The 24,737-nt window shown below is 64.5% G+C and carries 27 protein-coding genes; 19 read left to right on the top strand and 8 right to left on the bottom strand.

The window, feature by feature from the left end; genetic code table 11:
• The first annotated feature begins 47 nt into the window (after window positions 1–47).
• The 6 genes from coxB (at window position 48) to B552_RS0114180 (ending at window position 4,999) form a co-directional block, all read left to right on the top strand.
• On the top strand, window positions 48–1,316 hold the full coding sequence (gene coxB, locus B552_RS0114205) for a cytochrome c oxidase subunit II (RefSeq protein WP_026035653.1): 1,269 nt from the start codon (window positions 48–50) through the stop codon (window positions 1,314–1,316).
• A 42-nt stretch (window positions 1,317–1,358) separates the two neighbouring features.
• Entirely contained in the window at window positions 1,359–2,969 is a 1,611-nt protein-coding gene (gene ctaD, locus B552_RS0114200) for a cytochrome c oxidase subunit I (protein ID WP_019449693.1), read from the top strand.
• Window positions 2,970–3,031: 62 nt separating this feature from the next.
• On the top strand, window positions 3,032–3,178 hold the full coding sequence (locus B552_RS29075; RefSeq protein ID WP_019449692.1) for a cytochrome oxidase small assembly protein: 147 nt from the start codon (window positions 3,032–3,034) through the stop codon (window positions 3,176–3,178).
• Between the two features lie 81 nt (window positions 3,179–3,259).
• A complete protein-coding gene (locus B552_RS0114190) occupies window positions 3,260–3,811 on the top strand; it encodes a cytochrome c oxidase assembly protein (RefSeq protein ID WP_237718218.1) in 552 nt (183 codons plus the stop codon).
• 2 nt (window positions 3,812–3,813) lie between these two features.
• On the top strand, window positions 3,814–4,032 hold the full coding sequence (locus tag B552_RS0114185) for a DUF2970 domain-containing protein (protein WP_019449690.1): 219 nt from the start codon (window positions 3,814–3,816) through the stop codon (window positions 4,030–4,032).
• A 106-nt stretch (window positions 4,033–4,138) separates the two neighbouring features.
• Complete coding sequence (locus B552_RS0114180; RefSeq protein WP_019449689.1) at window positions 4,139–4,999, top strand: cytochrome c oxidase subunit 3; 861 nt, start codon at window positions 4,139–4,141, stop codon at window positions 4,997–4,999.
• A gap of 96 nt (window positions 5,000–5,095) precedes the next feature.
• Here B552_RS0114180 and B552_RS0114175 read toward each other — a convergent pair whose 3' ends face one another.
• A complete protein-coding gene (locus B552_RS0114175; protein WP_008642681.1) occupies window positions 5,096–5,305 on the bottom strand; it encodes a twin transmembrane helix small protein in 210 nt (69 codons plus the stop codon).
• A 99-nt stretch (window positions 5,306–5,404) separates the two neighbouring features.
• Between B552_RS0114175 and B552_RS0114170 the strand changes: the two genes are divergently transcribed.
• The 5 genes from B552_RS0114170 (at window position 5,405) to B552_RS0114150 (ending at window position 9,533) form a co-directional block, all read left to right on the top strand.
• On the top strand, window positions 5,405–6,124 hold the full coding sequence (locus B552_RS0114170; RefSeq protein WP_083860294.1) for an SURF1 family protein: 720 nt from the start codon (window positions 5,405–5,407) through the stop codon (window positions 6,122–6,124).
• Between the two features lie 7 nt (window positions 6,125–6,131).
• The gene (locus tag B552_RS0114165; RefSeq protein WP_019449687.1) at window positions 6,132–6,788 is read left to right on the top strand and encodes a hypothetical protein; all 657 of its coding nucleotides are present in this window, start codon (window positions 6,132–6,134) and stop codon (window positions 6,786–6,788) included.
• Between the two features lie 6 nt (window positions 6,789–6,794).
• Entirely contained in the window at window positions 6,795–7,898 is a 1,104-nt protein-coding gene (locus tag B552_RS0114160; protein WP_019449686.1) for a COX15/CtaA family protein, read from the top strand.
• 8 nt (window positions 7,899–7,906) lie between these two features.
• On the top strand, window positions 7,907–8,833 hold the full coding sequence (gene cyoE / locus B552_RS0114155) for a heme o synthase (protein ID WP_083860293.1): 927 nt from the start codon (window positions 7,907–7,909) through the stop codon (window positions 8,831–8,833).
• A gap of 79 nt (window positions 8,834–8,912) precedes the next feature.
• Window positions 8,913–9,533: an SCO family protein gene (locus B552_RS0114150; RefSeq protein ID WP_019449684.1), complete on the top strand. Its 621-nt coding sequence runs from the start codon at window positions 8,913–8,915 to the stop codon at window positions 9,531–9,533.
• A 74-nt stretch (window positions 9,534–9,607) separates the two neighbouring features.
• Here B552_RS0114150 and rpoH read toward each other — a convergent pair whose 3' ends face one another.
• Window positions 9,608–10,543, bottom strand: a complete 936-nt coding sequence (gene rpoH, locus B552_RS0114145) for an RNA polymerase sigma factor RpoH (RefSeq protein ID WP_019449683.1) — start codon at window positions 10,541–10,543, stop codon at window positions 9,608–9,610.
• Between the two features lie 332 nt (window positions 10,544–10,875).
• Here rpoH and B552_RS0114140 point away from each other — a divergent pair, with 332 nt between their 5' ends.
• A complete protein-coding gene (locus tag B552_RS0114140; RefSeq protein WP_019449682.1) occupies window positions 10,876–11,751 on the top strand; it encodes a pirin family protein in 876 nt (291 codons plus the stop codon).
• 18 nt (window positions 11,752–11,769) lie between these two features.
• Here B552_RS0114140 and ybiB read toward each other — a convergent pair whose 3' ends face one another.
• The 5 genes from ybiB to B552_RS0114115 all read right to left on the bottom strand — a co-directional run bounded on the left by ybiB (window position 11,770) and on the right by B552_RS0114115 (window position 16,996).
• Window positions 11,770–12,759 (bottom strand): DNA-binding protein YbiB, encoded by a 990-nt coding sequence (gene ybiB / locus B552_RS0114135; RefSeq protein ID WP_026035652.1) that lies wholly within the window; start codon window positions 12,757–12,759, stop codon window positions 11,770–11,772.
• Between the two features lie 101 nt (window positions 12,760–12,860).
• Window positions 12,861–13,664 carry an ABC transporter ATP-binding protein gene (locus B552_RS0114130; protein ID WP_019449680.1) on the bottom strand — a complete coding sequence of 268 codons (804 nt, stop codon included), beginning with the start codon at window positions 13,662–13,664 and terminating at the stop codon, window positions 12,861–12,863.
• Between the two features lie 16 nt (window positions 13,665–13,680).
• Window positions 13,681–14,592, bottom strand: a complete 912-nt coding sequence (ntrB, locus tag B552_RS0114125) for a nitrate ABC transporter permease (protein ID WP_019449679.1) — start codon at window positions 14,590–14,592, stop codon at window positions 13,681–13,683.
• A 69-nt stretch (window positions 14,593–14,661) separates the two neighbouring features.
• Entirely contained in the window at window positions 14,662–15,966 is a 1,305-nt protein-coding gene (locus B552_RS0114120) for a CmpA/NrtA family ABC transporter substrate-binding protein (RefSeq protein ID WP_019449678.1), read from the bottom strand.
• Between the two features lie 394 nt (window positions 15,967–16,360).
• The gene (locus B552_RS0114115; protein ID WP_019449677.1) at window positions 16,361–16,996 is read right to left on the bottom strand and encodes an ANTAR domain-containing protein; all 636 of its coding nucleotides are present in this window, start codon (window positions 16,994–16,996) and stop codon (window positions 16,361–16,363) included.
• A 172-nt stretch (window positions 16,997–17,168) separates the two neighbouring features.
• Between B552_RS0114115 and B552_RS0114110 the strand changes: the two genes are divergently transcribed.
• Together B552_RS0114110 and maiA are read left to right on the top strand one after the other, a co-directional pair.
• A complete protein-coding gene (locus B552_RS0114110; protein WP_019449676.1) occupies window positions 17,169–17,870 on the top strand; it encodes a fumarylacetoacetate hydrolase family protein in 702 nt (233 codons plus the stop codon).
• 4 nt (window positions 17,871–17,874) lie between these two features.
• The gene (maiA, locus tag B552_RS0114105) at window positions 17,875–18,522 is read left to right on the top strand and encodes a maleylacetoacetate isomerase (protein WP_019449675.1); all 648 of its coding nucleotides are present in this window, start codon (window positions 17,875–17,877) and stop codon (window positions 18,520–18,522) included.
• A 70-nt stretch (window positions 18,523–18,592) separates the two neighbouring features.
• Here maiA and ftsY read toward each other — a convergent pair whose 3' ends face one another.
• On the bottom strand, window positions 18,593–19,867 hold the full coding sequence (gene ftsY, locus B552_RS0114100; RefSeq protein ID WP_026035651.1) for a signal recognition particle-docking protein FtsY: 1,275 nt from the start codon (window positions 19,865–19,867) through the stop codon (window positions 18,593–18,595).
• Window positions 19,868–20,122: 255 nt separating this feature from the next.
• On the opposite strand from ftsY, the gene B552_RS0114095 reads away from it, so the two are divergent.
• The 5 genes from B552_RS0114095 to B552_RS0114075 all read left to right on the top strand — a co-directional run bounded on the left by B552_RS0114095 (window position 20,123) and on the right by B552_RS0114075 (window position 24,620).
• The gene (locus tag B552_RS0114095) at window positions 20,123–21,445 is read left to right on the top strand and encodes a pitrilysin family protein (protein ID WP_019449673.1); all 1,323 of its coding nucleotides are present in this window, start codon (window positions 20,123–20,125) and stop codon (window positions 21,443–21,445) included.
• A gap of 9 nt (window positions 21,446–21,454) precedes the next feature.
• Complete coding sequence (locus B552_RS0114090) at window positions 21,455–22,819, top strand: pitrilysin family protein (RefSeq protein WP_019449672.1); 1,365 nt, start codon at window positions 21,455–21,457, stop codon at window positions 22,817–22,819.
• 140 nt (window positions 22,820–22,959) lie between these two features.
• The gene (gene rsmD / locus B552_RS0114085; RefSeq protein ID WP_026035649.1) at window positions 22,960–23,592 is read left to right on the top strand and encodes a 16S rRNA (guanine(966)-N(2))-methyltransferase RsmD; all 633 of its coding nucleotides are present in this window, start codon (window positions 22,960–22,962) and stop codon (window positions 23,590–23,592) included.
• Between the two features lie 215 nt (window positions 23,593–23,807).
• Complete coding sequence (gene coaD, locus B552_RS0114080; RefSeq protein WP_019449670.1) at window positions 23,808–24,293, top strand: pantetheine-phosphate adenylyltransferase; 486 nt, start codon at window positions 23,808–23,810, stop codon at window positions 24,291–24,293.
• 66 nt (window positions 24,294–24,359) lie between these two features.
• Window positions 24,360–24,620: a YfhL family 4Fe-4S dicluster ferredoxin gene (locus B552_RS0114075; protein ID WP_019449669.1), complete on the top strand. Its 261-nt coding sequence runs from the start codon at window positions 24,360–24,362 to the stop codon at window positions 24,618–24,620.
• Window positions 24,621–24,737: the final 117 nt, after the last annotated feature.

Here is a 24,737-nt window from a genome sequence, read left to right as displayed (position 1 = left end):
GGGCAGGGCGGGGACAGATTTGAATCTGTAAATTGGGTAGATAAACAATGAAAATGTGGAAGAAGGCATCCGCAGCATGTCTGGCAGGCGCGTCCCTGCTTGTCAGCCAGGCGGCCTCCGCGGTCAGTGACATGCCAGGCGGCCCCGCCGTCCGACAGCTCAACCTGGCCGAACCCGTTACAAAAATCGCCGAACAGATTCACTGGCTGAACTGGATGATGCTGATCATCTGCACGGTGATCTTTGTCGCCGTGTTCGGCGTGATGTTCTATTCCATCTTCAAGCACCGGAAGAGCAAGGGTGCGAAGGCAGCCTCGTTCCACGAGAGCATCACAGTGGAAGTGGTCTGGACGATCGTGCCGTTCCTGATCGTGATCGCCATGGCGCTGCCGGCCACCAAGACGGTGGTGGCGATGAAGGACACCACGAACTCCGACATCACGATCAAGGCCACCGGCTACCAGTGGAAGTGGGGTTACGACTACCTCAAGGGCCAGGGCGAGGGCATCTCGTTCGTGTCCACGCTGACCACGCCGCGCGAGCAGATCAACAACCAGCAGGAAAAGTCGAACACCTACCTGATGGAGGTGGACAACGAGCTGGTGGTGCCCGTCAACAAGAAGATCCGCATCGTCACCACTGCCAATGACGTGATCCACGCCTGGATGATCCCGGCGTTCGGCGTCAAGCAGGACGCGATCCCGGGCTTCGTGCGCGACACGTGGTTCCGTGCCGAGAAGACCGGCATCTACCGCGGCCAGTGCGCCGAACTGTGCGGCAAGGAACACGCGTTCATGCCGATCGTGGTGCGCGTGGTGTCCGACGCCGACTACACGAAGTGGGTGGACGAAAAGAAGAAGGCGCTGGCCGCCGCCGCGGACGACCCCAACAAGGTCTGGACGCTCGACGAAATCAAGGCGCGCGGCGAGAAGGTCTACACGTCCAACTGCGCGGTCTGCCACCAGCCGACCGGCAAGGGCGGCGGTCCGTTCCCGGCGCTGGACGGCTCGAAGGTCGTCAACGGCCCGAAGGCCGGCCAGATGCACGTGCTGCTGGAAGGCCGCAACGGCATGCCGTCGTGGAAGCAGCTCTCCGATACGGACCTGGCTGCGGCCATGACGTACACGCGCAATAGCTGGGGCAACAAGACCGGTGAAGTGATCCAGCCGTCCGACTTCGCGAACGCCCGCACGGGCAAGTTCCCGGAAGGCGGCGGCGCACAAACCGGCGCAGGCGATGCCGCTCCCAAGGCAGCCACGCCCGCCGCCACCCCCGAAAAGCAGGCCAGCCTCGCGGGCAACCGCGTCGCAGGCTGACCCGCGGCAGCCCCGCATTCAGGAATTGATGGAGTCATTGCGATGAGTAGCGCTACCCCGGAGACACTGGGCCATCCGCACGACCACGCGCACGATCACGATCATGCGCACGATCACCCGCATGGCTGGCGCCGCTGGCTGTTTGCGACCAACCACAAGGACATCGGTACGCTGTACCTGCTGTTCTCGTTCACGATGCTGCTGTCGGGCGGCGTGCTGGCGCTGCTGATCCGCCTGGAGCTGTTCGAGCCGGGCCTGCAGTTCTTCCGCCCCGAACTGTTCAACCAGTTCACCACGATGCATGGCCTGATCATGGTGTTCGGCGCGATCATGCCGGCGTTCGTCGGCTTCGCGAACTGGATGATCCCGCTGCAGATCGGCGCGTCGGACATGGCGTTCGCACGCATGAACAACTTCAGCTTCTGGCTGATGCCGCCGGCCGCGATGCTGCTGGTCGGCTCGTTCTTCGTGCCGGGCGGCGCCACCGCCGCGGGCTGGACGCTCTACGCGCCGCTGTCGGTGCAGATGGGCCCGGGCATGGACATGGCCATTTTCGCCATGCACATCATGGGCGCGTCGTCGATCATGGGCTCGATCAACATCATCGTGACCATCCTCAACATGCGCGCGCCTGGCATGACGCTGATGAAGATGCCGATGTTCTGCTGGACGTGGCTGATCACCGCCTACCTGCTGATCGCCGTGATGCCGGTGCTGGCTGGCGCGATCACGATGGTGCTGACCGACCGCCACTTCGGCACGAGCTTCTTCTCGGCCGCCGGTGGTGGTGACCCGGTGATGTACCAGCACATCTTCTGGTTCTTCGGGCACCCCGAGGTCTACATCATGATCTTGCCGGCGTTCGGGATCATCTCGCACGTCGTGCCGACCTTCGCGCGCAAGCGCCTGTTCGGCTACAGCTCGATGGTGTACGCCACGGCCTCGATCGCGATTCTGTCGTTCATCGTGTGGGCACACCACATGTTCACCACGGGCATGCCGGTGACGGGCCAGCTGTTCTTCATGTACGCGACGATGCTGATCGCGGTGCCGACGGCCGTGAAGATCTTCAACTGGATCGCCACGATGTGGCGCGGCTCGATGACGTTCGAGACCCCGATGCTGTTCGCGATCGGCTTCATCTTCGTGTTCACGATCGGCGGCTTCACGGGCCTGATGCCGGCTGTTGCACCGATCGACATCCAGCTCCAGGACACCTACTTCATCGTGGCGCACTTCCACTACGTGCTGGTGGCGGGCTCGCTGTTCGCGCTGTTCGCGGGCTTCTACTACTGGGGTCCGAAGTGGAGCGGGTTCATGTATGACGAGATGCGCGGCAAGATCCATTTCTGGGGCTCGCTGATCTTCTTCAACGTGACGTTCTTCCCGATGCACTTCCTGGGCCTGGCCGGCATGCCGCGTCGCTACGCGGACTACCCGACCCAGTTCACGGACTTCAACGCGATCGCATCGATCGGTGCGCTGGGCTTCGGCCTGATGCAGGTGTACTTCTTCTTCTGCGTGGTGCTGCCGTCGTACCGTGGCGGCCAGGCCGCCAGCGACAAGCCGTGGGATGGCGCGGAAGGCCTCGAGTGGACCGTGCCGTCGCCGGCACCGTTCCACACGTTCGAAGAACCGCCGGTCGTCAAGTAATCAAGCCATACCGGCCGGATGTTCTCCCAAGTGAAGAGCATCCGGCCCGCAAAGAGAAGCACATGCAGCCCTCGGAAACAAGCCCATCACCGCAGGATCGCCGCGCCGCCCAGCGGGCCGCCAATCGCCGCCTGGGGTGGATTCTGCTATCCATCGTGGTGGTCTTCTTTCTGGGATTCGTAGCCAAGACGATGTTCCTTGGCAGCTGAGGCTCTGATCGGAACAATGCAGTAGGAGAGAGAAGCGTGGACGCGCAGGACAAGGCAATCGAGAAGCGATTCAACCGCGGCATGATGTTGCGCCTGCTGGTGGTGGTGACGCTGATGTTCGGCTTTGGCTATGCGCTGGTACCGCTGTACAAGGCGATCTGCGAGGTGACCGGCATCAACGTGCTGACCACGCGCGACCTGTATGGCTCCGGTTCGCTGAAGAATTCGCAGGTCGACAAGAGCCGCACGATCACGGTCGAGTTCGATTCCAACTCGCGCGGGCCGTTCGCGTTCCGTCCGGTCAAGAACTCGATGGAAGTGCATCCGGGCGAGCTGACGACGATCGTGTACGAGGTGGCCAACGGGCAGTCGCGCGATATTTCGGCGCAGGCGATCCCCAGCTACGCACCGAAGCAGGCCACCGAGTACTTCAAGAAGATCGAGTGCTTCTGCTTCAAGCAGCAGACGCTCAAGTCGAAGGAGGCGCGCGAAATGCCAGTGGTGTTCGTGATCGATCCAAAGCTGCCGAAGGACGTGAAGACCATCACGCTGTCGTACACGTTCTTCGAAGTGGGTACGCCGGTTGCGCAGGCGCCGCTGGGCGAAGACGCGCCGGCGCGCAAGGGAAGCTGACGATGGCTGGCGGCGAAGATCCGGTGCATCGCAAGGCATCCTTCGTGCAGACGGTGCGCGCGGTGCTGTGGTCGTTCATCGGGCTGCGCAAGGGGTCGGAGCATGAATCCGACATGGCGCGGCTGAACCCGGTGCACGTGATCATCGCCGGGCTGATTGCGGCGGCTGTGTTCGTGACGGTGCTGATCCTGATCGTGCGCACCGTGGTGAGTCAGTCGTAAGCAGGGTAGGGACAGGAAGTTACAGGAAGCGAGGACGCCGCCGGTCAGATGTCGGGGCCGGATGTGCGAATAACTGAATCAAAGACTCTGAGCTGGAGATAGAAGAATGAGTGCGAATCGCGCTAACGCCCCGTACTACTTCGTGCCGGGCCCGTCGCGCCATCCGATCACGGCGGCGTTTGGCCTGCTGATGACCGGAGCGGGAGCTGCCGGATGGGTCAACGGGCAGCCGTGGGCGCCGTACCTGTGCGGTTTCGGCCTGTTGTGGTTCATCTTCGTGCTCAGGAGCTGGTTTGGCGACGCCATCCGCGAATCGGAAGGCGGCATGTACGGCAAGAACATCGACACGTCGTTCCGCTGGTCGATGGGCTGGTTCATCTTCTCCGAGGTGATGTTCTTCGCGGCATTCTTCGGCGCGCTGTTCTATGCGCGCACGATCGCCATGCCGTGGCTGGGCGACCTGAACAACAAGATCATCTGGCCGGATTTCGCGGCCGTGTGGCCGAACACGGGCCCCGCCGGCACCGTGGAGACCTTCCAGACGATGGGCCCGTGGCCGATCCCGACGATCAACACGGCGCTGCTGCTGACCTCGGGCGTCACGCTGACGTGGGCACACCACGCGCTGCTGGCCGGCAAGCGCAGCCAGCTGATCCAGGGCCTGGTCCTGACGATCGTGCTGGGCGCGATCTTCATGTGCCTGCAAGCCTACGAATACATGCACGCCTACAGCGAACTGAACCTGAAGCTGACCTCGGGTGTCTATGGTTCGACGTTCTTCCTGCTCACGGGCTTCCACGGCTTCCACGTGACGATGGGCGCGATCATGCTGACGGTGGTGCTGATCCGCGTGCTGCGTGGACACTTCACGCCGGAGCATCACTTCGCGTTCGAAGGCGCCGCCTGGTACTGGCACTTCGTGGACGTGGTCTGGCTGGGCCTGTACGTGGTGGTCTACTGGCTGTAAGGATTTCGCCGCGCCGCGCAGCGGGCGGCGTGCGGTATCGAAGCAAAAGCGCCGCGGGAGAGATCCTCAGCGGCGCTTTTTTTGTTGGGACGCCTGTCAGGGCGATGTATGAATGCCCGTGCTCTGGATCCAGCCCATCCAGTGAGAGAACAGGATGAACAGGAACAGCGCCACCGAGAAGCCGACGCGGAACATCAGGGACCGCATCATGTTGGGCGTGCGGCCACGGTCGCGCATCATGAAGAACAGCGCGGAGGCCAGGCTGCCGATGATCAGGATGAAGGCGACAAGGATGACGAAGCGCATGTGGGGGCTCGTTCTGGGAAGCGCTCATTATCGCACTGCAATGCACGGAGGAAACCCGTGACGACCCGCACGCTCTGGCGCTCGCCGGGCCCGGTGCCGATGGTGGCCGCGCTCGTGGTGATCGCGGTGACCTGCGCGCTGGGCAACTGGCAACTGCGCCGCGCGCACGAGAAGATCGACCGCGCGGAGCGGCTGGCCTCGCTCGCGAAGCAGGCCCCTGCCGAACTGCATGCGGGGCAGGCCGATGCGTCGCAGCTGCTTGACCGGCGTGTCCGTGCGCGGGGAACGTTCGATGCAGGCAAGACCGTGCTGCTCGACAACCGCCCGCATGGCAACGGGACCGACAGCCGCGCCGGGTTCCAGATTTTGACGCCGCTGCGGCTGTCGGATGGCGGCGCTGTGCTGGTGCTGCGTGGCTGGCTGCCGCGCGATGCGCAGGACCGCACGCGCATCGCGCCGTTCCAGACGCCGCCGGGCGAGGTCACCGTCGAAGGCACGGCGCTGGCGGCGGTGCCGCGCGTCTACAGCCTTGGCCAGGACGCCTCCGCGGAGGCCGGGCGCAAGATCCGTCAGAATATCGACCTTGCCGCGTTTTCCAGAGAGATCGACACGCCACTCCTGCCCGTGGTGGTGGAACAGACGAGCGATACCGGCGACGGGCTCGCACGCGACTGGGCCCCGGCCGATTTCGGCGCGGACCGCCACTATGGCTACGCCGCCCAGTGGTTTGGCCTGGCGGCGCTGACCGTGGTGCTGGTGGCCGTGCTGGGCTGGCGGCGCGCGAGGAGCGGCCGGGCAGCAGGTGAAGGCAATCCATAACCGAACGATGAACGTACAGACGAATTCCATGCCGCAGCCCGATCCCACGGCAACGCCTGACCCCCGAATCAACGCGAGCACGCGCCGCGGCCGGCTGCAGATGCTGATGCTGCTGCTGGTCTGCGCGTCGCCGGTGCTCTTTTCATACTTCACGTTCTACGTGATCAAGCCGACGGGCGGCAGCACCAACTATGGCGCGCTGATCGATCCGCAGCGTCCAATGCCGCCCGTGCAGGTGACCAATGAGCGCAAGGAGTCGGTGCCGCTGGCGTCGATGCGCGGCAAGTGGCTGATGGTGATGACCAACCCCTCCGCCTGCGACGAAGCCTGTGCGAAGCGGCTGTACACGGTGCGGCAGATCCGCGCCGGGCAGGGCGAGGACCGCGAGCGGATCGTGCCGGTATGGCTGATCCAGGACCAGGGTGATGTGGACGATCGGCTTTCCGCCGCCTACAACGAACCCTATGCAGGCGTGCGCTTCCTGCGCATGGACCACACGGCGATTTCCCAGTGGCTGCCGGCAGAGTCGGGTGCCCGCGCGGAAGATTCGATCTATCTGGTCGACCCGCTCGGCAACCTGATGATGCGCTGGCCCACCGACCCGGATCCCAAGAAGGTAAGCAGCGACCTGAAGAAGCTGCTGAAGTACTCCCGTATCGGCTGAATTCCCATGCTGCTCCAGTTGGCCATCATTGGCATCCTGATCGCGTTGCTGCCACTGTCCTACGTGATGGTGCGCGGCAATCGCGACAAATATCGCAAGCTCGTCTGGATCACGGCGTTCCTGACGCTGGACCTGATCATGTTTGGCAGCTTCACCCGGCTGACGGATTCCGGGCTGGGCTGCCCGGACTGGCCCGGCTGCTATGGCCACTCGAATCCGCACGCGGCGATGGATCCGATCCGCGCAGCCGAAACGGCGCTCCCCAGTGGCCCGGTCACGCTGATGAAGGCGTGGATCGAAATGACCCATCGCTATTTCGCGATGGCAGTGGGCGTGCTGATCATCTCGCTGATGGTGCTGGCGTGGGTCAAGCGGCGTGAGCTGAAACAGTCGCCATGGTTCGCCACGAGCGTGTTCCTGCTGGTCTGCCTGCAGGGCGCATTCGGCATGCTGACCGTGACGATGAAGCTGCAGCCGGTCATCGTGGTCACCCACCTGCTGCTGGCAATGGCGCTGCTGGCGTCGCTGATCCTGCTTGGGTCGCGCAACGACCCTCCGCACGTCGTGGCGCCGCAGGCGGCGTCGCTGCGCTGGGCCGGCCTGCTTGGGCTGGCGCTGCTGGTGATCCAGATCTTCCTTGGCGGCTGGGTCAGCACCAACTACGCGGTGCTCGCGTGTACCGATTTCCCGCTGTGCAATGGCCAGCTCGTGCCCGAGATGGACTTCCGCCACGGCTTCACGCTATGGCGCCAGCTTGGCATGACGGCCGACGGCGACTACATTCCGCACGCCGCACTGGTGGCCATCCACTGGGTGCACCGAGGCTTTGCGTTTGTCGTTCTTGGCTATCTGCTCTGGTTTGGCCTGCGTGCACGCCGCATGGAGGGTCTTGCGCGGCACGCACGGTGGCTGCTGGCCGTGCTGGCGCTGCAGCTCTGCACGGGCATGTCGAACATCGTGTTCGACTGGCCGCTGGTTGCCGCGGTGGCCCATAACGGTGGAGCAGCCCTGCTGCTGATGCTGTTGCTCCGTCTCAACTACAATATCGGCCTCGCCACTCGCTCCGCAGGCGCCGCCGCCCAACCTTCGATTGCCGCGCGCGCCACATGAAGGACAAGATGCCCCCCGTGGTCACAGCAACCCAATCCCACTCGTCCGTGGGCCGATTACGTCATCTGGCCCGCCAATACGCCGCCCTCACCAAGCCGCGCGTCACCCAGCTCGCGGTGTTCTGCGCCATCATCGGCATGTTCCTGGCCACGCCGGGAATGGTGCCGTGGTCCGTCCTGATCGGCGGCGCAGCCGGAATCTGGCTGCTGGCAGGCGCTGCCTTCGCCATCAATTGCCTGGTGGAACAGAAGATCGACGCGCTGATGCGCCGCACCGCGTGGCGCCCGTCCGCCACCGGCGAGATCACCACCACGCAGACGCTGATCTTCTCGGCCATCCTCGGCGGCGCGGGCATGTGGCTGCTGCACCTCTTCGCCAATGACCTGACGATGTGGCTGACGTTCGCCACGTTCCTCGGCTACGCCGTGGTCTACACGATCCTGCTGAAGCCGGCCACGCCGCAGAACATCGTCATCGGCGGGCTGTCGGGCGCCATGCCGCCCGCGCTGGGCTGGTCCGCGGTGTCGGGCACGGTGCCGGCCGAAGCGTGGTTCCTGGTGCTGATCATCTTCACGTGGACGCCGCCGCACTTCTGGGCGCTTGCGCTCTATCGCCGTGCCGACTATGCCAAGTCTGGCCTGCCGATGCTGCCGATCACTCACGGCGAGCGCTACACGCTGCTGCACATCCTGCTGTACACGCTGATCATGATCGCCGCCACGCTGCTGCCGTTCGTGTACGGCATGAGCGGCTACATCTACCTGGCGGCGGCGCTGGGCCTGGGCCTGGTATTCCTGGGCTACGCCTGGAAGCTGTTCCGCAACTATTCGGACGCGCTGGCGCAGCGCACCTTCCGCTATTCGATCCTGTACCTCTCGCTACTGTTCGCGGCGCTGCTCGTGGATCACTACTTCAAGTTCGTGCCGCACGCCTGAACGGCCTGCGGCATCTTGCCGCGCCCGGAAGTCATCGCCAGCCCGATCGGCGATACTTTCGGGCAACTCCTCCCGATTCATGCGCATGTCGACCTCTTCCCAAGGCCTCTGGGCCGCGTTCCGCCGCTTCTGCATGCTCGCGCTGTGCACGGCCCTGCTGGCCGCCTGCGGGCAGCCCAAGCCGTCCTTCCGCAATGTCGATATCTCGGGCGCCACCGAGTTCGGGAAGGATTTTGCGCTGCTGGACCCCGCCGGCAAGACCCGCACGCTGGCCGACTTCAAGGGCAAGGTGGTGCTGATGTTCTTCGGCTACACCCATTGCCCGGACGTCTGCCCGACCACGATGGTCGAGCTCAAGCAGGTCATGGAGCAGTTGGGGCCCGATGCGGACAAGGTTCAGGTGCTGTTCGTGACCGTCGATCCCGAACGCGATACGGCGGCGCTGATGGGCCAGTACGTGCCGGCCTTCGATTCGCGCTTCCTGGGCCTGCGCCCGGCCGACGAGGCCGCGCTCAAGAAGGTGACCAAGGACTTCAAGGTCTACTACGCCAAGGTGCCGGGTTCGTCACCGGAAAACTACACGATGGACCACTCGGCTGGCAGCTACGTGTTCGACCAGAACGGCCAGTTGCGCCTGTTTATCCGCCACGGACAGGGTCCGGAGCCCATTGCGCATGACCTCAAGCAGCTGATGTCTTAAGCGTCGCAGGCGTCGCAGGCAGAAAAAGAAAAGGCCGGTCACTGACCGGCCTTCTTCATTGCGCGGGGAGGCAATCAGGCAAACGCCGCCAGCGCGCCCTTCATCTTCTTCATCGCTGCCGATTCGATCTGGCGAATCCGCTCGGCCGACACACCGAACTCGTCGGCCAGCTCATGCAGCGTGGCGCCGCCCGAGCCGTCGTCGTTGACGTCCAGCCAGCGTGCCTCGATGATGCGGCGGCTGCGCGGGTCAAGTTTGGTCAGCGCCTCTTCCAGGCCTTCGACCTGCAGACGGTCGTGGCGCTTGGATTCGAGCACCTGCGTGGGCTCGTTGTGGTTGTCCGCGAGATAGGCGATCGGCGCGAATTCTTCCTCGCCGTCGTCGACCTGGCCTTCCAGCGCCAGATCGCCACCCGCCATGCGGGTTTCCATCTCCATCACTTCCTCGGGCTTCACGTTGAGCTCGCGCGCAACGGCTTCCACTTGCTCAGGGGTGAAGGTGTGCAAGCCTTGCTTGTGGCTGCGCAGGTTGAAGAACAGCTTGCGCTGGGCCTTGGTGGTAGCCACCTTGACCATGCGCCAGTTCTTCAGCACGTATTCATGGATCTCGGCCTTGATCCAGTGCATCGCATACGACACAAGGCGCACGCCCTGCTCGGGATCGAAGCGCTTGACCGCCTTCATCAGGCCGATATTGCCTTCCTGGATCAGGTCCGCGTGCGGCAGGCCGTAGCCCAGGTACTGGCGGGCAATCGACACCACAAGGCGCAGGTGGGACATCACCAGACGACGCGCGGCGTCGACGGAATCGGTGTCGCGCAGGTCGCGTGCGAGACTCAGCTCTTCCTCGGGGGTGAGCATCGGAATACGGTGGACAGCCTGGATGTAGCTGTCCAGATTGCCCAGTGTGCCGGGGAAGGTCAGCGCGAAGGAATTCGCGGCGGCACTCTGGGGCGCCGTTGGCAGACGGCGAGAAACTTGGGTTTGATCGGCAGACAGAACTGCGTTCACTATGACTCCTTTCGCATCCGGCGGTGGGTTGCCGGTGTGTCCCGGGGGGACACCGCATTGCAACGCATATTAGCACTCGATCCGGATGAGTGCTAAGTTAGAAGACTTATAGGGTTGATAGTTCCAGGCAATCAACTAATTCTTTTAAATAGCAAAAATGTTCTCGTTGTCGTGACCTGGCCAGGCCCCATAAGGGCTGGCGGGGAGCCTTTGCCGGGCACTGTTATTAGAGGGGCCGGCCCGCATTCGGTTTCGCAGCGAATTCGGGATGCTGTATTGCAGGATTCGCTACACTGAAGTTGTTCTTCAGCCGCATCCTCCAGGAGCCCCACATGTCTGCTATCGAACACTTGCTGAAGCCCCATGTGAGAGACATCGGTGAATTCACCGTTCGCCGCCTGCTGCCCGCCGCCACCACGCAAACCGTCGGGCCGTTCATCTTCTTCGATCACATGGGGCCCGTCGTGATGGAACCCGGTGCCGGAATGGATGTGCGTCCGCATCCGCATATCGGGCTGGCGACGGTTACCTACCTGTTCGAAGGCGAGATCATGCACCGCGACAGCCTCGGCAGCGAGCAGTTGATCCGGCCTGGCGACGTGAACTGGATGACCGCCGGGCGCGGTATTGCACATTCGGAGCGCTCTCCCGACGGCGCACGCCAGGCCGGGCCACGCCTGCATGGCATTCAGACCTGGGTCGCACTGCCCAAGGCGCATGAGTACGATCCCCCTTCGTTCCACCATCATCCGGGTGCCACGCTGCCCAAGCTCGAACTGCCGGGCGTGCGCATGACCGTGATTGCCGGCGACGCCTTTGGCGCCGAGTCGCCGGTCAGGGTGTACAGCCGCACGCTTTACGTGGCCATCGAAATGGAAGAGGGTGCCAGCCTCGTGATTCCGCCAGAGCACGTCCAGCGTGGGATCTACCCGGTCGACGGCAACCTGGAACTGGATGGCGAGACGCTGCCGGCAGAGCACCTGGTAGTGCTGGTGCCCGGCGAGCCGGTGACGATCAAGGCGACCATGCCGTCGCGCGTGATGTTGCTGGGCGGAGACCCGACAGACGGCCGCCGTTTCATCTACTGGAATTTCGTGGCCAGCAGCAAGGAAGCGATCGAGGAGGCCGCCCAGCGATGGCAGGACGACCAGTTCCCCCATGTGCCAGGCGAAACGGAGCGCATTCCGCTGCCGCCGCGCCGGGCCTGATCGTTTCGAAGCAGTCTCTTACAGCGGGCTGGCCCAGGCCACCCGCGTTGCCAGTCGCAGGCATTCCTTGATGGCTTCGATCTGTGCGGCGATCGGCGCGGGCACCGGCACCGCGCCATCGAGCACCTTGCGAATCCAGGCGGCCGTCTCGGCCACGTCTGTTCCCTGCGGCAGTTCGGGCACATCGCCGATCGAGCCGCCGACCGGATCGACGATCGTGCGCTGATGGCCGTCGTGCAGCCAGTCGATCCGGCTGCTGCGGCGCGCATCGGCCACGACTTCTCCCTCGGTCCCACGGGCCAGCAGTACGTTCGCCGGTTCGTGCGAGAAATAGTCGGTCAGCGTCTCGCGATACTCGGGGTGGGTGTAGCTGTAGAGCCGCAACGCCTCGGCGGGCGAATGGGCGCCCACCGGCTGCAGCATCTTCACGACCGTGTGGGACGAGTTGCGCAAGCCGACGATCGAGCGTTTGTCGAGCAGTTCAGACAGTGCGGGCGACAGCACGTCGATGGGCAGCACCGCCAGCGGATTCGACGCGGCGCGAAGCTGGTCCTGCGCGGCCTGGGTGCTGGTGCACAGCGGCACGCCCAGCGCTTCGAACAGCGCCATGCTGGTCACGCGGCCCTGGAACTGGCGTGTGCCGTGGACCAGCGTTGGCAGGCCATCGCGCGCCAGCAGCATTGCCAGCAGCGGCACCAGGTTCGGCTGCTTGCGTGCACCGTTGTAGCTCGGGATCACCACCACGGGCTTGTCGGGCGGCGCGGCCAGGGGCGCGCAATGCTGGTGCGCCGCGTCGAGCATGCCGGCGAGTTCGTGCGGCGCCTCGCCCTTGATGCGGTACGCCATCAGCACGGCGCCCATCTCGATATCGGATACACGCCCGGCCAGCATTGCATCGAACAGCGCCTGGGCGTCTTCACGCGGCAGCGCGCGGGCGCCATTGGCGCCTCGCCCGATTTCCTTGATGTACCTGGCCGCCGGAAACGGCGATTGGGATGCAGTGGTCATGATGCCTGCGGGTTTCGTGGGGTTGGGGTTCATGATAGCGGAGGCCCGCCGCTTCGCCCAATGCATCGAACCATGCAGCCGGATTTCCGCGGCGGCCCCCGTCAGGCCGCTTCCTGCAGCGCCGGATTGCGCTGCTTGCGATACAGGAAGTCGAGCACGGCGGTGCGGCACGCATGGTAGGCCTTGTCGTCGGCCAGCGTAATGCGCTCGCGCGGGCGCGCGATGTCCACGCGCAGGATCTCGCCGATCGTCGCCGCCGGCCCGTTGGTCATCATGACGATGCGGTCCGCCAGCAGCACGGCCTCGTCCACATCGTGCGTGACCATGACCACGGTGCTCTTCGTGCGCGCAACGATCTTCAGCAAGGCGTCCTGCAGGTGCGCACGCGTCAGTGCGTCCAGCGCGCCGAACGGTTCGTCCATCAGCAATACCTTCGGCTGCATCGCCAGCGCACGGGCAATGCCCACGCGCTGTTTCATGCCACCCGAGATTTCTTGCGGGTACCTGGACTCGGCGTGTGTCAGGCCCACCAGCGCGAGTGCATCGTGCGTGCGCGCCTTGAGCTGTGCCCGGGGTTCACTGCCGCCGAACACGCGTTCCACGCCCAGGTAGACGTTCTCGAAGCATGTCATCCACGGCAGCAGTGAATGGTTCTGGAACACCACGGCGCGCTCCGGGCCGGGGCCGGCAATCTCGCGCCCGGCGCAGATCAGCGCGCCGGTGGTGGGCATGGTCAATCCGGCGATCAGGTTCAGCAGCGTGGATTTGCCGCAGCCCGAGTGCCCGATCAGCGTAATGAACTCGCCCTCGGCGATCGACAGGTCGATCTCGCGCAGCGCCACGAACGGCCCCTTGCGCGTCTTGAAGGTCTGTCCGACGTTTTCGATGCTGACGAACTTGTCCATGGCGGTCGTCTCCGGATCAGGTGTTGCCGTAGCTGAAGCGGCGCGCCAGTGCCAGCAGCAGGTGCTCGAGCACCAGACCCACCACGCCGATGATGAAGATCGCGATCACGATGTGCTCGACCTTGAGGTTGTTCCATTCGTCCCAGAGCCAGAATCCGATGCCGGTACCGCCCGTGAGCATCTCCGCAGCGACGATCACCAGCCAGGCCGTGCCGATCGAGAGCCGCACGCCGGTCAGCATGTACGGCAGCACGGCCGGGAACAGCACGCGGCGAAAGATCTTCCACTCGGACAGGTCGAGCACGCGCGCCACGTTCAGGTAGTCCTGCGGCACGCGCGTCACGCCCACAGCGGTGTTGATGATCATCGGCCAGATCGAGCAGATGAAGATGGCCCAGATCGCGGCGGGGTTTGCCGCCTTGAACAACAGCAGGCCGATTGGCAGCCATGCCAGCGGAGACACCGGACGCAGCAGGCTGATGACAGGCGATGCCATCGCGTTCAGGAAAGCGAAGCGCCCAAGCAGGAAGCCTGCCGGAATGCCGACGACGGCAGCCAGTCCAAAACCGGCGGCCACGCGCGCCAGCGAAGCCAGCACGTTCCAGCCGATGCCCTGGTCGTTCGGGCCGTTGTGATAGAACGGATCGGCAAACAGCGGCACGGCGGCGTTCCATGTGGCGCCCGGTGTCGGGATGGCCGGGATCAGCGTGGCGATGCCGTGCCACACCAGCACGAACAGCGCAAAGCCGATGACCGGCGGCACGCACTTGCGCATCAACGCGGCCAGTGCATCGCGGCGCGCGGCCTGCCGCTCCCGCGCGGCAATTTCCAGCGCGCGCCGGTGCGACTGTTCGCTGGCATCGGGATCGATGGCTTCCGGATTCATCGATGCGGCGCCTTCGGGCGGGGAATGGGCGAAAGCATTCACGGCAAGCTCCTGGTGATGGGGCTGGATGGGCCGGGCCAGGCGGGCCGGGCTGGCAGTGCTGGCAGCGCGTCAGGCCTTGATCTTGAAGCCGTCGGCGTAGGCCTTCGGGTCCTTGGAGGCATCCCATGTCACGCCGTCGATCAGCCTGGCGGTGCGGAAGTCGCTCTTCGGCACGGGCACCTGCGCGGCGGCCGCAGCCTGCTTGTAGATGTCGATACGGTTCACCTGCTTCGCCACGGCCAAATAGTCGGGATGGTCCTTGAGCAGGCCCCAGCGCTTGTGCTGTGTCAGGAACCACATGCCGTCCGACAGGAACGGATAGTTGGCGGCCCCATCCTGGTAGAACTTCATCGAGTCAGGATCGTCCCAGGTCTTTCCAAGGCCGTTGCTGTATCGGCCCAGCATGCGGTCGAGGATGATGTCCATGTCGGTGTTGACGTAGGACTTGGCCGCAATGGTCTCAGCGGTCTTGCGGCGGTTCGAGGCCGATGCATCGATGTACTTCGACGCTTCGAGCACAGCAGCCACCATCGCGCGCGCCGTGTTCGGATACTTCTGCACGAACTCTGCCGTGGTGCCGAGCGTCTTCTCGGGGTGGTCCTTCCAGATCGACTGCGTGGTCTCGACGGTGAAGCCGATCCTGTCCGCGATGGCGCGGGCGCCCCATGGTTCGCCAACGCAGAAACCATCCATGTTGCCCACGCGCATGTTGGCCACCATCTGCGGCGGTGGCACGGTGATGGCCTTGGCGTCCTGCATCGGATTGACGCCGTTGGCGGCCAGCCAGTAGTAGAGCCACATCGCGTGCGTGCCGGTGGGAAAGGTTTGTGCAAAGACGTAGTCGCGCCTTTCCTTCGCCATCAGCGCCTTGAGGCTCGCGCCATCCTTCGCGCCCTTTTCGGCCAGCTTCGACGACAGCGTGATGGCCTGGCCGTTGTGGTTCAGGCTCATCAGTACGGCCATGTCCTTCTTCGGGCCGCCGATGCCAAGCTGCACGCCGTAGATCAGGCCGTACAGCACGTGCGCGGCGTCCAGCTCGCCATTGACGAGCTTGTCGCGCACACCGGCCCAGGACGCTTCCTTGCTCGGCGTGATCCTGATGCCGTACTTCTTGTCCAGGCCCAGCGTCGATGCCATGACCACCGACGCGCAATCGGTCAGCGGGATGAAGCCGATCTTTACCTCGGGCTTTTCCGGCGCATCGGAGCCGGCTGCCCACGCGCCGCTGCGAACCATCGGATCGACCAGCGTCATCACGCTGGCACCGGCGATGGTGGCCAGCGCGCGGCGGCGGCCGTGGCTCGCCGGGGCGATATCGGCCGCAGCGGTGTCAGTGGCGCGCAGGGGCTTGGCAATCTTGAGGCGAGAGGGCATTGCAGAAGGCTCCGAAAGTAAAGGCGTCCCGAACCGTCGGCCCGGAAAGGGCGGCGGTCGAGGACGCCGTTGTCCTATGCCGTGCGATCGTCATTGATCGTCGGCACGCAAGTTGTGGTGCTTCGGTACAGCCGGCCGTCGTTGGCCGTGCCAATCTAACGCAAGCGATATGCCAGCGAGTTGCGCTGCACCATGAGCCGTGAACTTTCAGGAAATCACTAGTTGGAGGCGTGAATCTGGAGGCGTGAATCGCCGGGACTGTGCGTGCCGCGCAGCTTTGTGGCCAATATCCTCCCGGTCAGACATCAAAGTCGTGCGCGCAGGCAAATAGCGATGGCGCCGAAGTTGTGCATTGCACCGGCGCCGTGCCGCGCAGCCGCACAAGAATGAGTGCTCAAATCATCACATCGATCACGCGCTGGGCGGCGTCCACGAGCTTGATGCCGCGCTCCATCGCCATCGAGCGCAGCCGCTTGAAGGCCTCTTCCTCACTGATGCCGCGCGCTTCCATCAGCAGGCCCTTGGCCCGCTCCACGGTCTTGCGCTCGGCCAGCTTGAGCTTCGTTGCGTCGAGTTCGGCGCGCAACTGCTGGTCGAGTTCGAAACGCGCATAGGCCACGTCGAGCACGGTCTTCACGCGCTCCGCGCGCAGGCCATCGACGATATAGGCGGTGATGCCGGCCGACAGCGCGGCCTTGATGCGCTGTGAATCGTCGTTGTCCGTGAACAGCACGATCGGCCGCGGCGCGTGCTGGGTGGAGACGCAGACATGCTCGATCGTGTCTCGTGCGGCTGATTCGGACGCGATGATGACCAGGTCCGGCTGGTTCGCGGAAATGACGTCCGGCAGGTGCAGATCGGCATCGACGGTCTGTACCTCGGCGAATCCGGCCTGTGCCAGACCGGCGCGGATCGTCTCTACGTTGAGCGGGTTGGCGTCGTGCGGGTCACGGACCAGCAGGATGCGCAGCGGCCGGGTGGTTGCGGCAGGTGGCGCGTTGGCGGAAGGGGGCGGATGGCGGCGGGTCATGGCAGGCGCTTGGTTGCGGTGCAATATGCAAGATTCGCGCCGGGTCTGCCTCCACTGTAGGCCACAAGGTGTCACAAGGCGCCGACCTCAGGGTGTATGCTTGGCCCCTGCCGCGCCTCACCGATCGCGCTGGCGCGGCGTTCCATCAAAAAAGAGAAAGTTGGAGAGTTGGATGACCGAGTTCGTATTTGCGCCGCAAGCCCCCGTCGGCGTTCCAGTACGTGGCAGCAGTGCAAGCTTCCCCGTGCGCCGGGTCTACTGCGTGGGCCGCAACTATGCCGCCCATGCCCGTGAAATGGGTTCGGACCCAGACCGCGAGCCTCCGTTCTTCTTCTGCAAGCCGTCCGACGCCGTCAGCTACGTGGCCGACAACGTCGAAGGCGCCTTCCCGTATCCGCCGGGCACCGGCAACTGCCACTATGAGGTGGAACTGGTCGTGGCCATCGGCCGTGGCGGCCGCGATATCCCGGTGGAACAGGCCGCCAGCCACGTCTACGGCTATGCAATCGGCCTCGATATGACGCGTCGCGACCTGCAGAACGAATCGAAGAAGACCGGCCGCCCATGGGAGACCGGCAAGGCGTTCGACGAGTCCGCCCCGATTGGCCCGATCGTGCCGGTTTCCGCCATCGGCCATCCCGCGAAGGGCGCCGTGACGCTGGCCGTGAACGGCGTGGAGAAGCAGCGCGGCGACCTGTCGGACCTGATCTGGTCGGTGCCGGAGATGGTCTCGTACCTGTCGAAGCTGTTCGAACTGCAGCCGGGCGACCTGATCTACAGCGGCACGCCCGAAGGCGTGGGCCCGGTGGTCAAGGGCGATGTCATGCAATGCCACATCGAAGGTGTGGGCGACCTGACCGTCAAGGTGGTGTGACGCGATGCTTGAACTCTATAGCTACTTCCGCAGCTCGGCTTCGTTCCGGGTGCGCATCGCGCTGAACCTGAAGGGCCTGCCGTACGACTACAAGGGCGTGCATCTGCTCAAGGAAGGCGGCATGCAGCTGCAGCCAGAGTATCGCGCATTGAACGCCGACGGCGTGGTGCCGACGCTTCTGGTCGACGGCAAGCCGCTGATCCAGTCGATGGCGATCATCGAGTATCTCGACGAAACGCATCCGGAACCGGCGCTGCTGCCGAAGGACCCGTTCGAGCGCGCCGTGGTGCGTGGCCTGGCCCAGGAGATCGCCTGCGAGATCCATCCGCTGAACAACCTGCGCGTGCTCAAGTACCTCAAGCATGAACTCAAGGTTTCGGAAGAAGCCAAGGACGCGTGGTACCGGCACTGGATCGAACAGGGGTTTGCGTCGCTCGAAACCAACCTGTCGCAACTGGGCCGCGTTGGCCGCTACGCGTTCGGCGACACGCCGACGCTGGTCGATTGCTGCCTGGTGCCGCAGGTGTTCAACGCGCAGCGCTTCAACGTCGACGTCAGCCGCTTCCCGACGATCGCGGGCATCCATGCAGCATGCATGGAACTGGAGGCATTCCAGAAGGCCGCGCCGGGAGCGCAGCCGGACAGCGAGTAACCGGTAGCGTTGCCAGAAACAAAAACCCCGGTGTCACCACCGGGGTTTTTGTTTTTGCGTGGCGCCGGACTCAGCCCAACAGCGCCTCGGCGAACTCGTCCGCCTTGAACGGCTGCAGGTCTTCCACCTTTTCGCCCACGCCGATGAAGTACACCGGCACCGGGCGCTGCCGTGCGATAGCGGCCAGTATGCCGCCCTTGGCGGTGCCGTCGAGCTTGGTCACGATCAGGCCGGTCAGGCCGAGCGCGTCATCGAATGCGCGCGTCTGTGCCAGCGCGTTCTGGCCCGTATTGGCATCGATCACGAGCAGCACTTCATGCGGTGCCGTCGGCATCGACTTGCCGATCACGCGCTTGACCTTCTTCAGTTCTTCCATCAGGTGCAGCTGCGTGGGCAGGCGGCCGGCGGTATCGGCCATCACGATGTCGATCTTGCGCGCGCGCGCCGCATTGACGGCGTCGAAGATCACGGCGGCCGGGTCGCCGCTTTCCTGGGCCACCACGGTCACGTTGTTGCGTTCGCCCCAGATGGTGAGCTGCTCTCGCGCAGCGGCGCGGAACGTGTCGCCCGCGGCCAGCAGCACGGACTGGTGATAGCTCTGGAAATGCTTGCAGAGCTTGCCGATGCTGGTGGTCTTGCCTGCGCCGTTGACGCCGGCAATCATCATCACGAGCGGCTGCTCGCGGCCCAGTTCCATCGTCTTCTCGAGCGGCTTCAGGAGCTGCGTCAGCAGGTCCTTGAGCGCAGCCTTTACGCCTTCGGCTGTTTCGATGCGGTCGCTCTTCACGCGGCGACGCAGTTCGCCCAGCAGGTATTCGGTGGCTTCCACGCCGGCATCGGCCATCAGCAGCGCGGTTTCCAGTTCCTCGAACAGGGCCTCGTCGACCTTGACGCCGACGAACAGCACGCCGATGTTGCGGCTGGTCTTTGACAGGCCGGAGCGCAGGCGCGACATCCAGCCGCGCTTGGCTTCAGCCGTGGGCGCGGGCGGCGGGGTCAGTTCCAGTTCCTCGACCACAGGCGGCACGTAGGCCGGGGCTGCTGGTTCGGGTGGCGGAACCTGGACGTGTACGGGGGCTGACACGGGCGCCACAGCAGGTGCCACAACGGGCGCCACAACAGGCGCCACAACAGGCGCCGGGACCGGCGTTGCAACAGGAATCGGGGCCGCAACAGGAGCCGGGGCCGGAGGGGCGATCGTCGAAGGGGCGATCGTTACGGCGACGGGCGCAGCAGCGGGGGCGGGAAGCGGGGCCGGGACAGGGACCGGCGCCGGCGCAGCGGCCGGCGGCTCGGCGGGCGCGGGTGCCGGCTCGGCCTTGCGCTTCTTCCAGAAACTAAACATTGGGCAAGGGGTCAATACCCCGGTAGAATCAACCGGCAAAATTCTAGCAGACGGGGTCGCATGCACAATTGCGCTGACGTTTCTCGGGCTGGCACCGCAACTTTTCCGCGGCGCATTCTTTCCACGCTCGTCCTTGCTTCGCTCATCGGCCCCTTGGCCGGCACTGCCTGGGCTCAGGCAGCGGGCGAATCCTCCAGAACCGCCACGTCGGCGCCCGCCCCGAAGGGGCCGCCATCAAGCCAGCCGCCGACGGCGATGATCGGCCAGGCGCAGGCCGGCACGACCGAGTTCCAGCTGTCCAATGGCATGCGCGTGATCGTCAAGGAAGACCATCGCGCGCCCACCGTGGCCCACATGATCTTCTACCGGGTCGGCGGCCTGGACGAGGTCAGTGGTACCACGGGCGTGGCCCACATGCTCGAACACATGATGTTCAAGGGCACGCCGAAGGTGCCGGTGGGCGAGTTCTCGCGCCAGATTGCCCTGCTGGGCGGCCGCGAGAACGCGATGACCAATCGCGACTTCACGCTCTATTACCAGCAGATCGCGAAGCAGTACCTACCGAAGATGATGGAACTTGAGGCCGACCGCATGGCCAACGTTATCTTCAAGAAGGACGAGTTCGAGCGCGAGATGAAGGTGGTCATGGAAGAGCGCCGCCTGCGTACCGACGACTCGCCGCGCGGCACGGTCTATGAGCAGCTGCTGGCCTCGGTCTATACGGCAATGCCGTATCGGCACCCCGTGATCGGCTGGATGGACGACCTCGTCAACATGCGGATCGACGACGTCCACGACTGGTACAAGACCTGGTACGTGCCCAACAATGCGATGGTGATCGTGACCGGCGACGTCAAGCCGGAAGAGGTCCGCATGCTGGCCGAGCGCTATTACGGCAAGCTCAAGCCGCGTCCGCTGCCGTTGCGCAAGTCGCAGACGGAGGCGCCCCAGAAGGGCATCAGGCGTATCTGGGTCAAGGCGCCGGCCGAGAACCCGTACATGGTGATGGCGTACAAGGTGCCGCGCCTGCGCGACGTGGAGAAGGATGTGGACCCATACGCGCTGGAAGTCCTGTCCGCGGTGCTAAACGGCTATGACAACTCGCGCCTGCCGCGCGAGCTTGTGCGTGAGCGGCGCCTGGCCGACGATGTGAACGTCGGCTACGACAGCATCAATCGCGCGGACTCGCTGTTCGTGCTCGATGGCACGCCGGCCACCGGCCATACCACTGACGAGATCGAGAAGGCATTGCGCGAGGAGATCCAGCGTATCGCAAAGAACGGCGTCTCCGAGGAAGAGCTCAAGCGCGTGAAGGCACAGGTCGTGGCCGGGCAGATCTACAAGCGTGATTCGGTATTCGGCCAGGGCATGGAAATCGGCGTGGCCGAGATCTCCGATATCTCGTGGCGTCAGATCGACCGCATGCTCGACAAGATCAAGCAGGTCACGCCGGCCCAGGTTCAGGCCGTTGCCGGGAAGTATTTCAGCGACGACAACCTGACCGTGGCCACGCTGCTGCCGCAGCCGATCGACCCCAACAAGCCCAAGACCCCTGTGCCCGAAGGCCTGCGGCATTAAGGAGCAACGATGTCCCTGTCCGTCATGACGATTGCGTCCCCGCGCTTTCTGCGCCGGCTTGCCGGTGCGGCTTGCGGAGCGGCGGCGCTGCTGGCTGGCGCCGTTGCCCACGCCGGCATTCCGATCGAGAGCTGGACCGCCTCCACCGGGGCGAAAGTGCTTTTCGTGCCGAGTCCGTCGATTCCGATGCTCGACGTCAATATCGACTTCGACGCCGGCAGCCGCTATGACCCGCCAGGCAAGTCCGGCGTGGCCACGCTGACTGCTGCGCTGCTCGACAAGGGCGCCGGCGCTCAGGATGGCCAGCCGGCACGCAACGAGGCCCAGATTGCCGACGCGTTCGCCGATACCGGCGCCGATTTTGGCGGCGCGGCGGGCAGCGACCGTGGCGGCATCGGTCTGCGCACGCTGACCGCATCGCCAGAACGTGAGCAGTCACTGCGCCTGGCCGGTCAGCTGATCAAGGCGCCGACCTATCCCGATGCCGTGGTCGCGCGCGAGAAGCAGCGCCTGATTACGGCAATTCGCGAAGGGGATACAAGGCCGGGCGTGATCGCCGACAAGAAGCTGTCCAAGACGATCTACCCGAACCATCCGTATGGCGTATCAGCCACACCAGAATCGGTGGGGTCAATTACGCACGATGACCTGCTCAAATTCTGGCAGGACAACTACACGGCGAAGCGCGCCGTGGTGACGCTGATCGGTGCGATCGACCGCAAGCAGGCCGAGCAGATTGCAGAGGAACTGACGCGGGGCCTGCCCGCGGGCGCCGCGCCGCCGACCATGCCGAACGTGCAGTTGACGATTCCGGCCAGCGAGCAGCGGATTCCCCATCCGGCCCAACAGGCCAGCGTGGCAATTGCCCAGCCGTCCATCGCGCGCGGCGATCCCGATTACTTCGCGCTGCTGGTCGGCAACTACGTGCTTGGCGGTGGCGGCTTCAGTTCGCGGCTGACCGATCAGGTACGGGAAAAGCGCGGACTCACCTACGGCGTGGATAGCTACTTTTCGCCGGCCAAGCAGGCGGGGCCGTTCAGCATCACGTTGCAGACCAAGAAAGAGAACACCAACGAGGCGCTCGCGCTGGTGCGCCAGATCGTCGCCCAGTACGTGGCGCAGGGGCCGACCGACGCGGAACTGAAAGCCGCCAAGGACAACCTGATCAACGGCTTTCCGCTGCGCATCGACAGCAACCGCAAGCTGCTGACCAACGTGGCCAATATCGGCTGGTACGGCCTGCCGCTGGACTACCTCGATACCTGGATCGGTCAGATCAACAAGGTCACGCGTGAACAGGTGCGTGCGGCTTTCCAGCGCCATGTGCATCCCGATGCCATGGCGACCGTGATCGTCGGCGGCCCGGAAAAGTGATGCGTTGCGCCTGAATTCGGCCTGATGGTCGGTCGATTCCGGGTCGAATGTGGGGCATTTGTGGGCCGAGTTCGGGCCGAGTGTGGGCCCGGTCACGTGCCGCCGCTGTGCCGGCGCGTGGCAGGCTCTACAATCACGGCATGAATTCGCAATCCCGACCTTCGCCCGCACCGCGCGGGCGAACTTCTGTTCCCCGCCAGTCGCCCGCCCAGGTGCGAATCATTGGCGGCCGCTGGAAGCGTTCGCTGCTGCCTGTACTCGAAGCCGAAGGCCTGCGCCCGACGCCTGATCGTGTGCGGGAGACGCTGTTCAACTGGCTTGGCCAGGACCTGTCCGGCATGACCTGTCTCGATCTGTTTGCCGGTTCCGGCGCGCTGGGCTTCGAGGCTGCATCGCGCGGCGCAGCCGCCGTGACGCTGGTGGAGGCCAACCCGCGCGTGGCGCGGCAGTTGCGCGACAACCAGTACCGGCTCGATGCCACGCAGGTCAAGGTCGTCCAGGGCGATGCGTTCGCCGTGGCCTCGCAGATGCCTGCAGCCAGCTTCGACGTGGTGTTCCTGGATCCGCCGTTTGCCGAAGACTGGATCGGACCTGCGCTGGAGCATGCGGCGCGTCTGTCACGTCCCGGCGGCGCAGTCTATGTCGAAACGGACCGCGCGCTGATCGGGCCGGACGCCCCGATACCGGCATCGCTGGAGATCGTTCGCCAAGCGCGGGCCGGCGCGGTGCATTTCCATCTGCTGCAGCACAAGCTCACGAACGGCGCTGGCTGACACAATCTGGTCGTACGATGTCTTTGCCGCGCCAGGCAAGCGTTTGCGGGCGTGCTGCAATGCCGCAGAAAGGCGGTCTGGCGGACTTCCATTTGCCTCGTTTGGGGTTACACTACGCCGCTGTTGTTTGTACAACGCTCGTCACGCAGCAAGAATCACCTTGAATCGGCCCCCCGATTTCGCGGGCCGGCAACGGGCAGCCCTAAGGAGGAAACATGGTCGTCGCCGTCTATCCCGGTACATTTGATCCCATGACCCGGGGACACGAGGATCTCGTCCGCCGCGCGTCGAACATCTTCGATGAACTCGTGGTTGGCGTGGCGCAAAGCCCCAACAAGCGCCCGTTCTTTTCGCTTGAAGAGCGCATCAGCATCGCACGCGAAGTGCTGGGCCACTACCCGAACGTGCGGGTAGAAGGCTTCTCGGGCCTGCTCAAGGACTTCGTCCGCAAGAACAACGCGCGGGTGATCGTAAGGGGCCTTCGCGCTGTGTCTGACTTCGAGTACGAGTTTCAGATGGCGGGCATGAACCGCTACCTGCTGCCCGATGTCGAGACGATGTTCCTGACCCCGTCGGACCAGTACCAGTTCATCTCGGGCACGTTCGTGCGCGAAATCGCGGTGCTGGGCGGCGACGTCAGCAAGTTCGTCTTCCCCTCCGTGGAGCGCTGGCTTCAGGAGAAGATCGGCAAACCCGAATAGAATAGAGACCTTCGATCCCGCCGACGCGGCCAGTCGGGCGCGGGCGGGTCGCAGGAAGGAAACATCATGGCGCTACTGATCACCGACGACTGCATCAATTGCGACGTTTGTGAGCCTGAGTGCCCGAACGAGGCTATTTCGATGGGGCCCGAGATCTACGAGATCGACCCCAACAAGTGCACCGAGTGTGTCGGCCACTTCGACGAACCGCAGTGCCAGCAGGTTTGCCCTGTGGCATGCATTCCGAAGGACCCGAACCGCGTTGAGTCGCACGAGGTGCTGATGCAACGCTACCGGCTGCTCACGGCGGCCAAGCACGCGGCCTGAGCCGGAGCTTTCATCCGGCCCGCTTTCGTTCCGGCCCCCACAGGTTCCGGCCCCCACAGGCAGAAAGCAGAAAAGAGAAACCCCGCAGAACCGAAAGGTTTGCGGGGTTTTTTCATG

The sequence above is a fragment of the Cupriavidus sp. BIS7 genome (genome assembly GCF_000292345.1).
Lineage (GTDB): Bacteria > Pseudomonadota > Gammaproteobacteria > Burkholderiales > Burkholderiaceae > Cupriavidus.
Note: the sequence above shows the minus strand (reverse complement) of the source record. Positions and strands in the feature narration are given on the sequence as shown.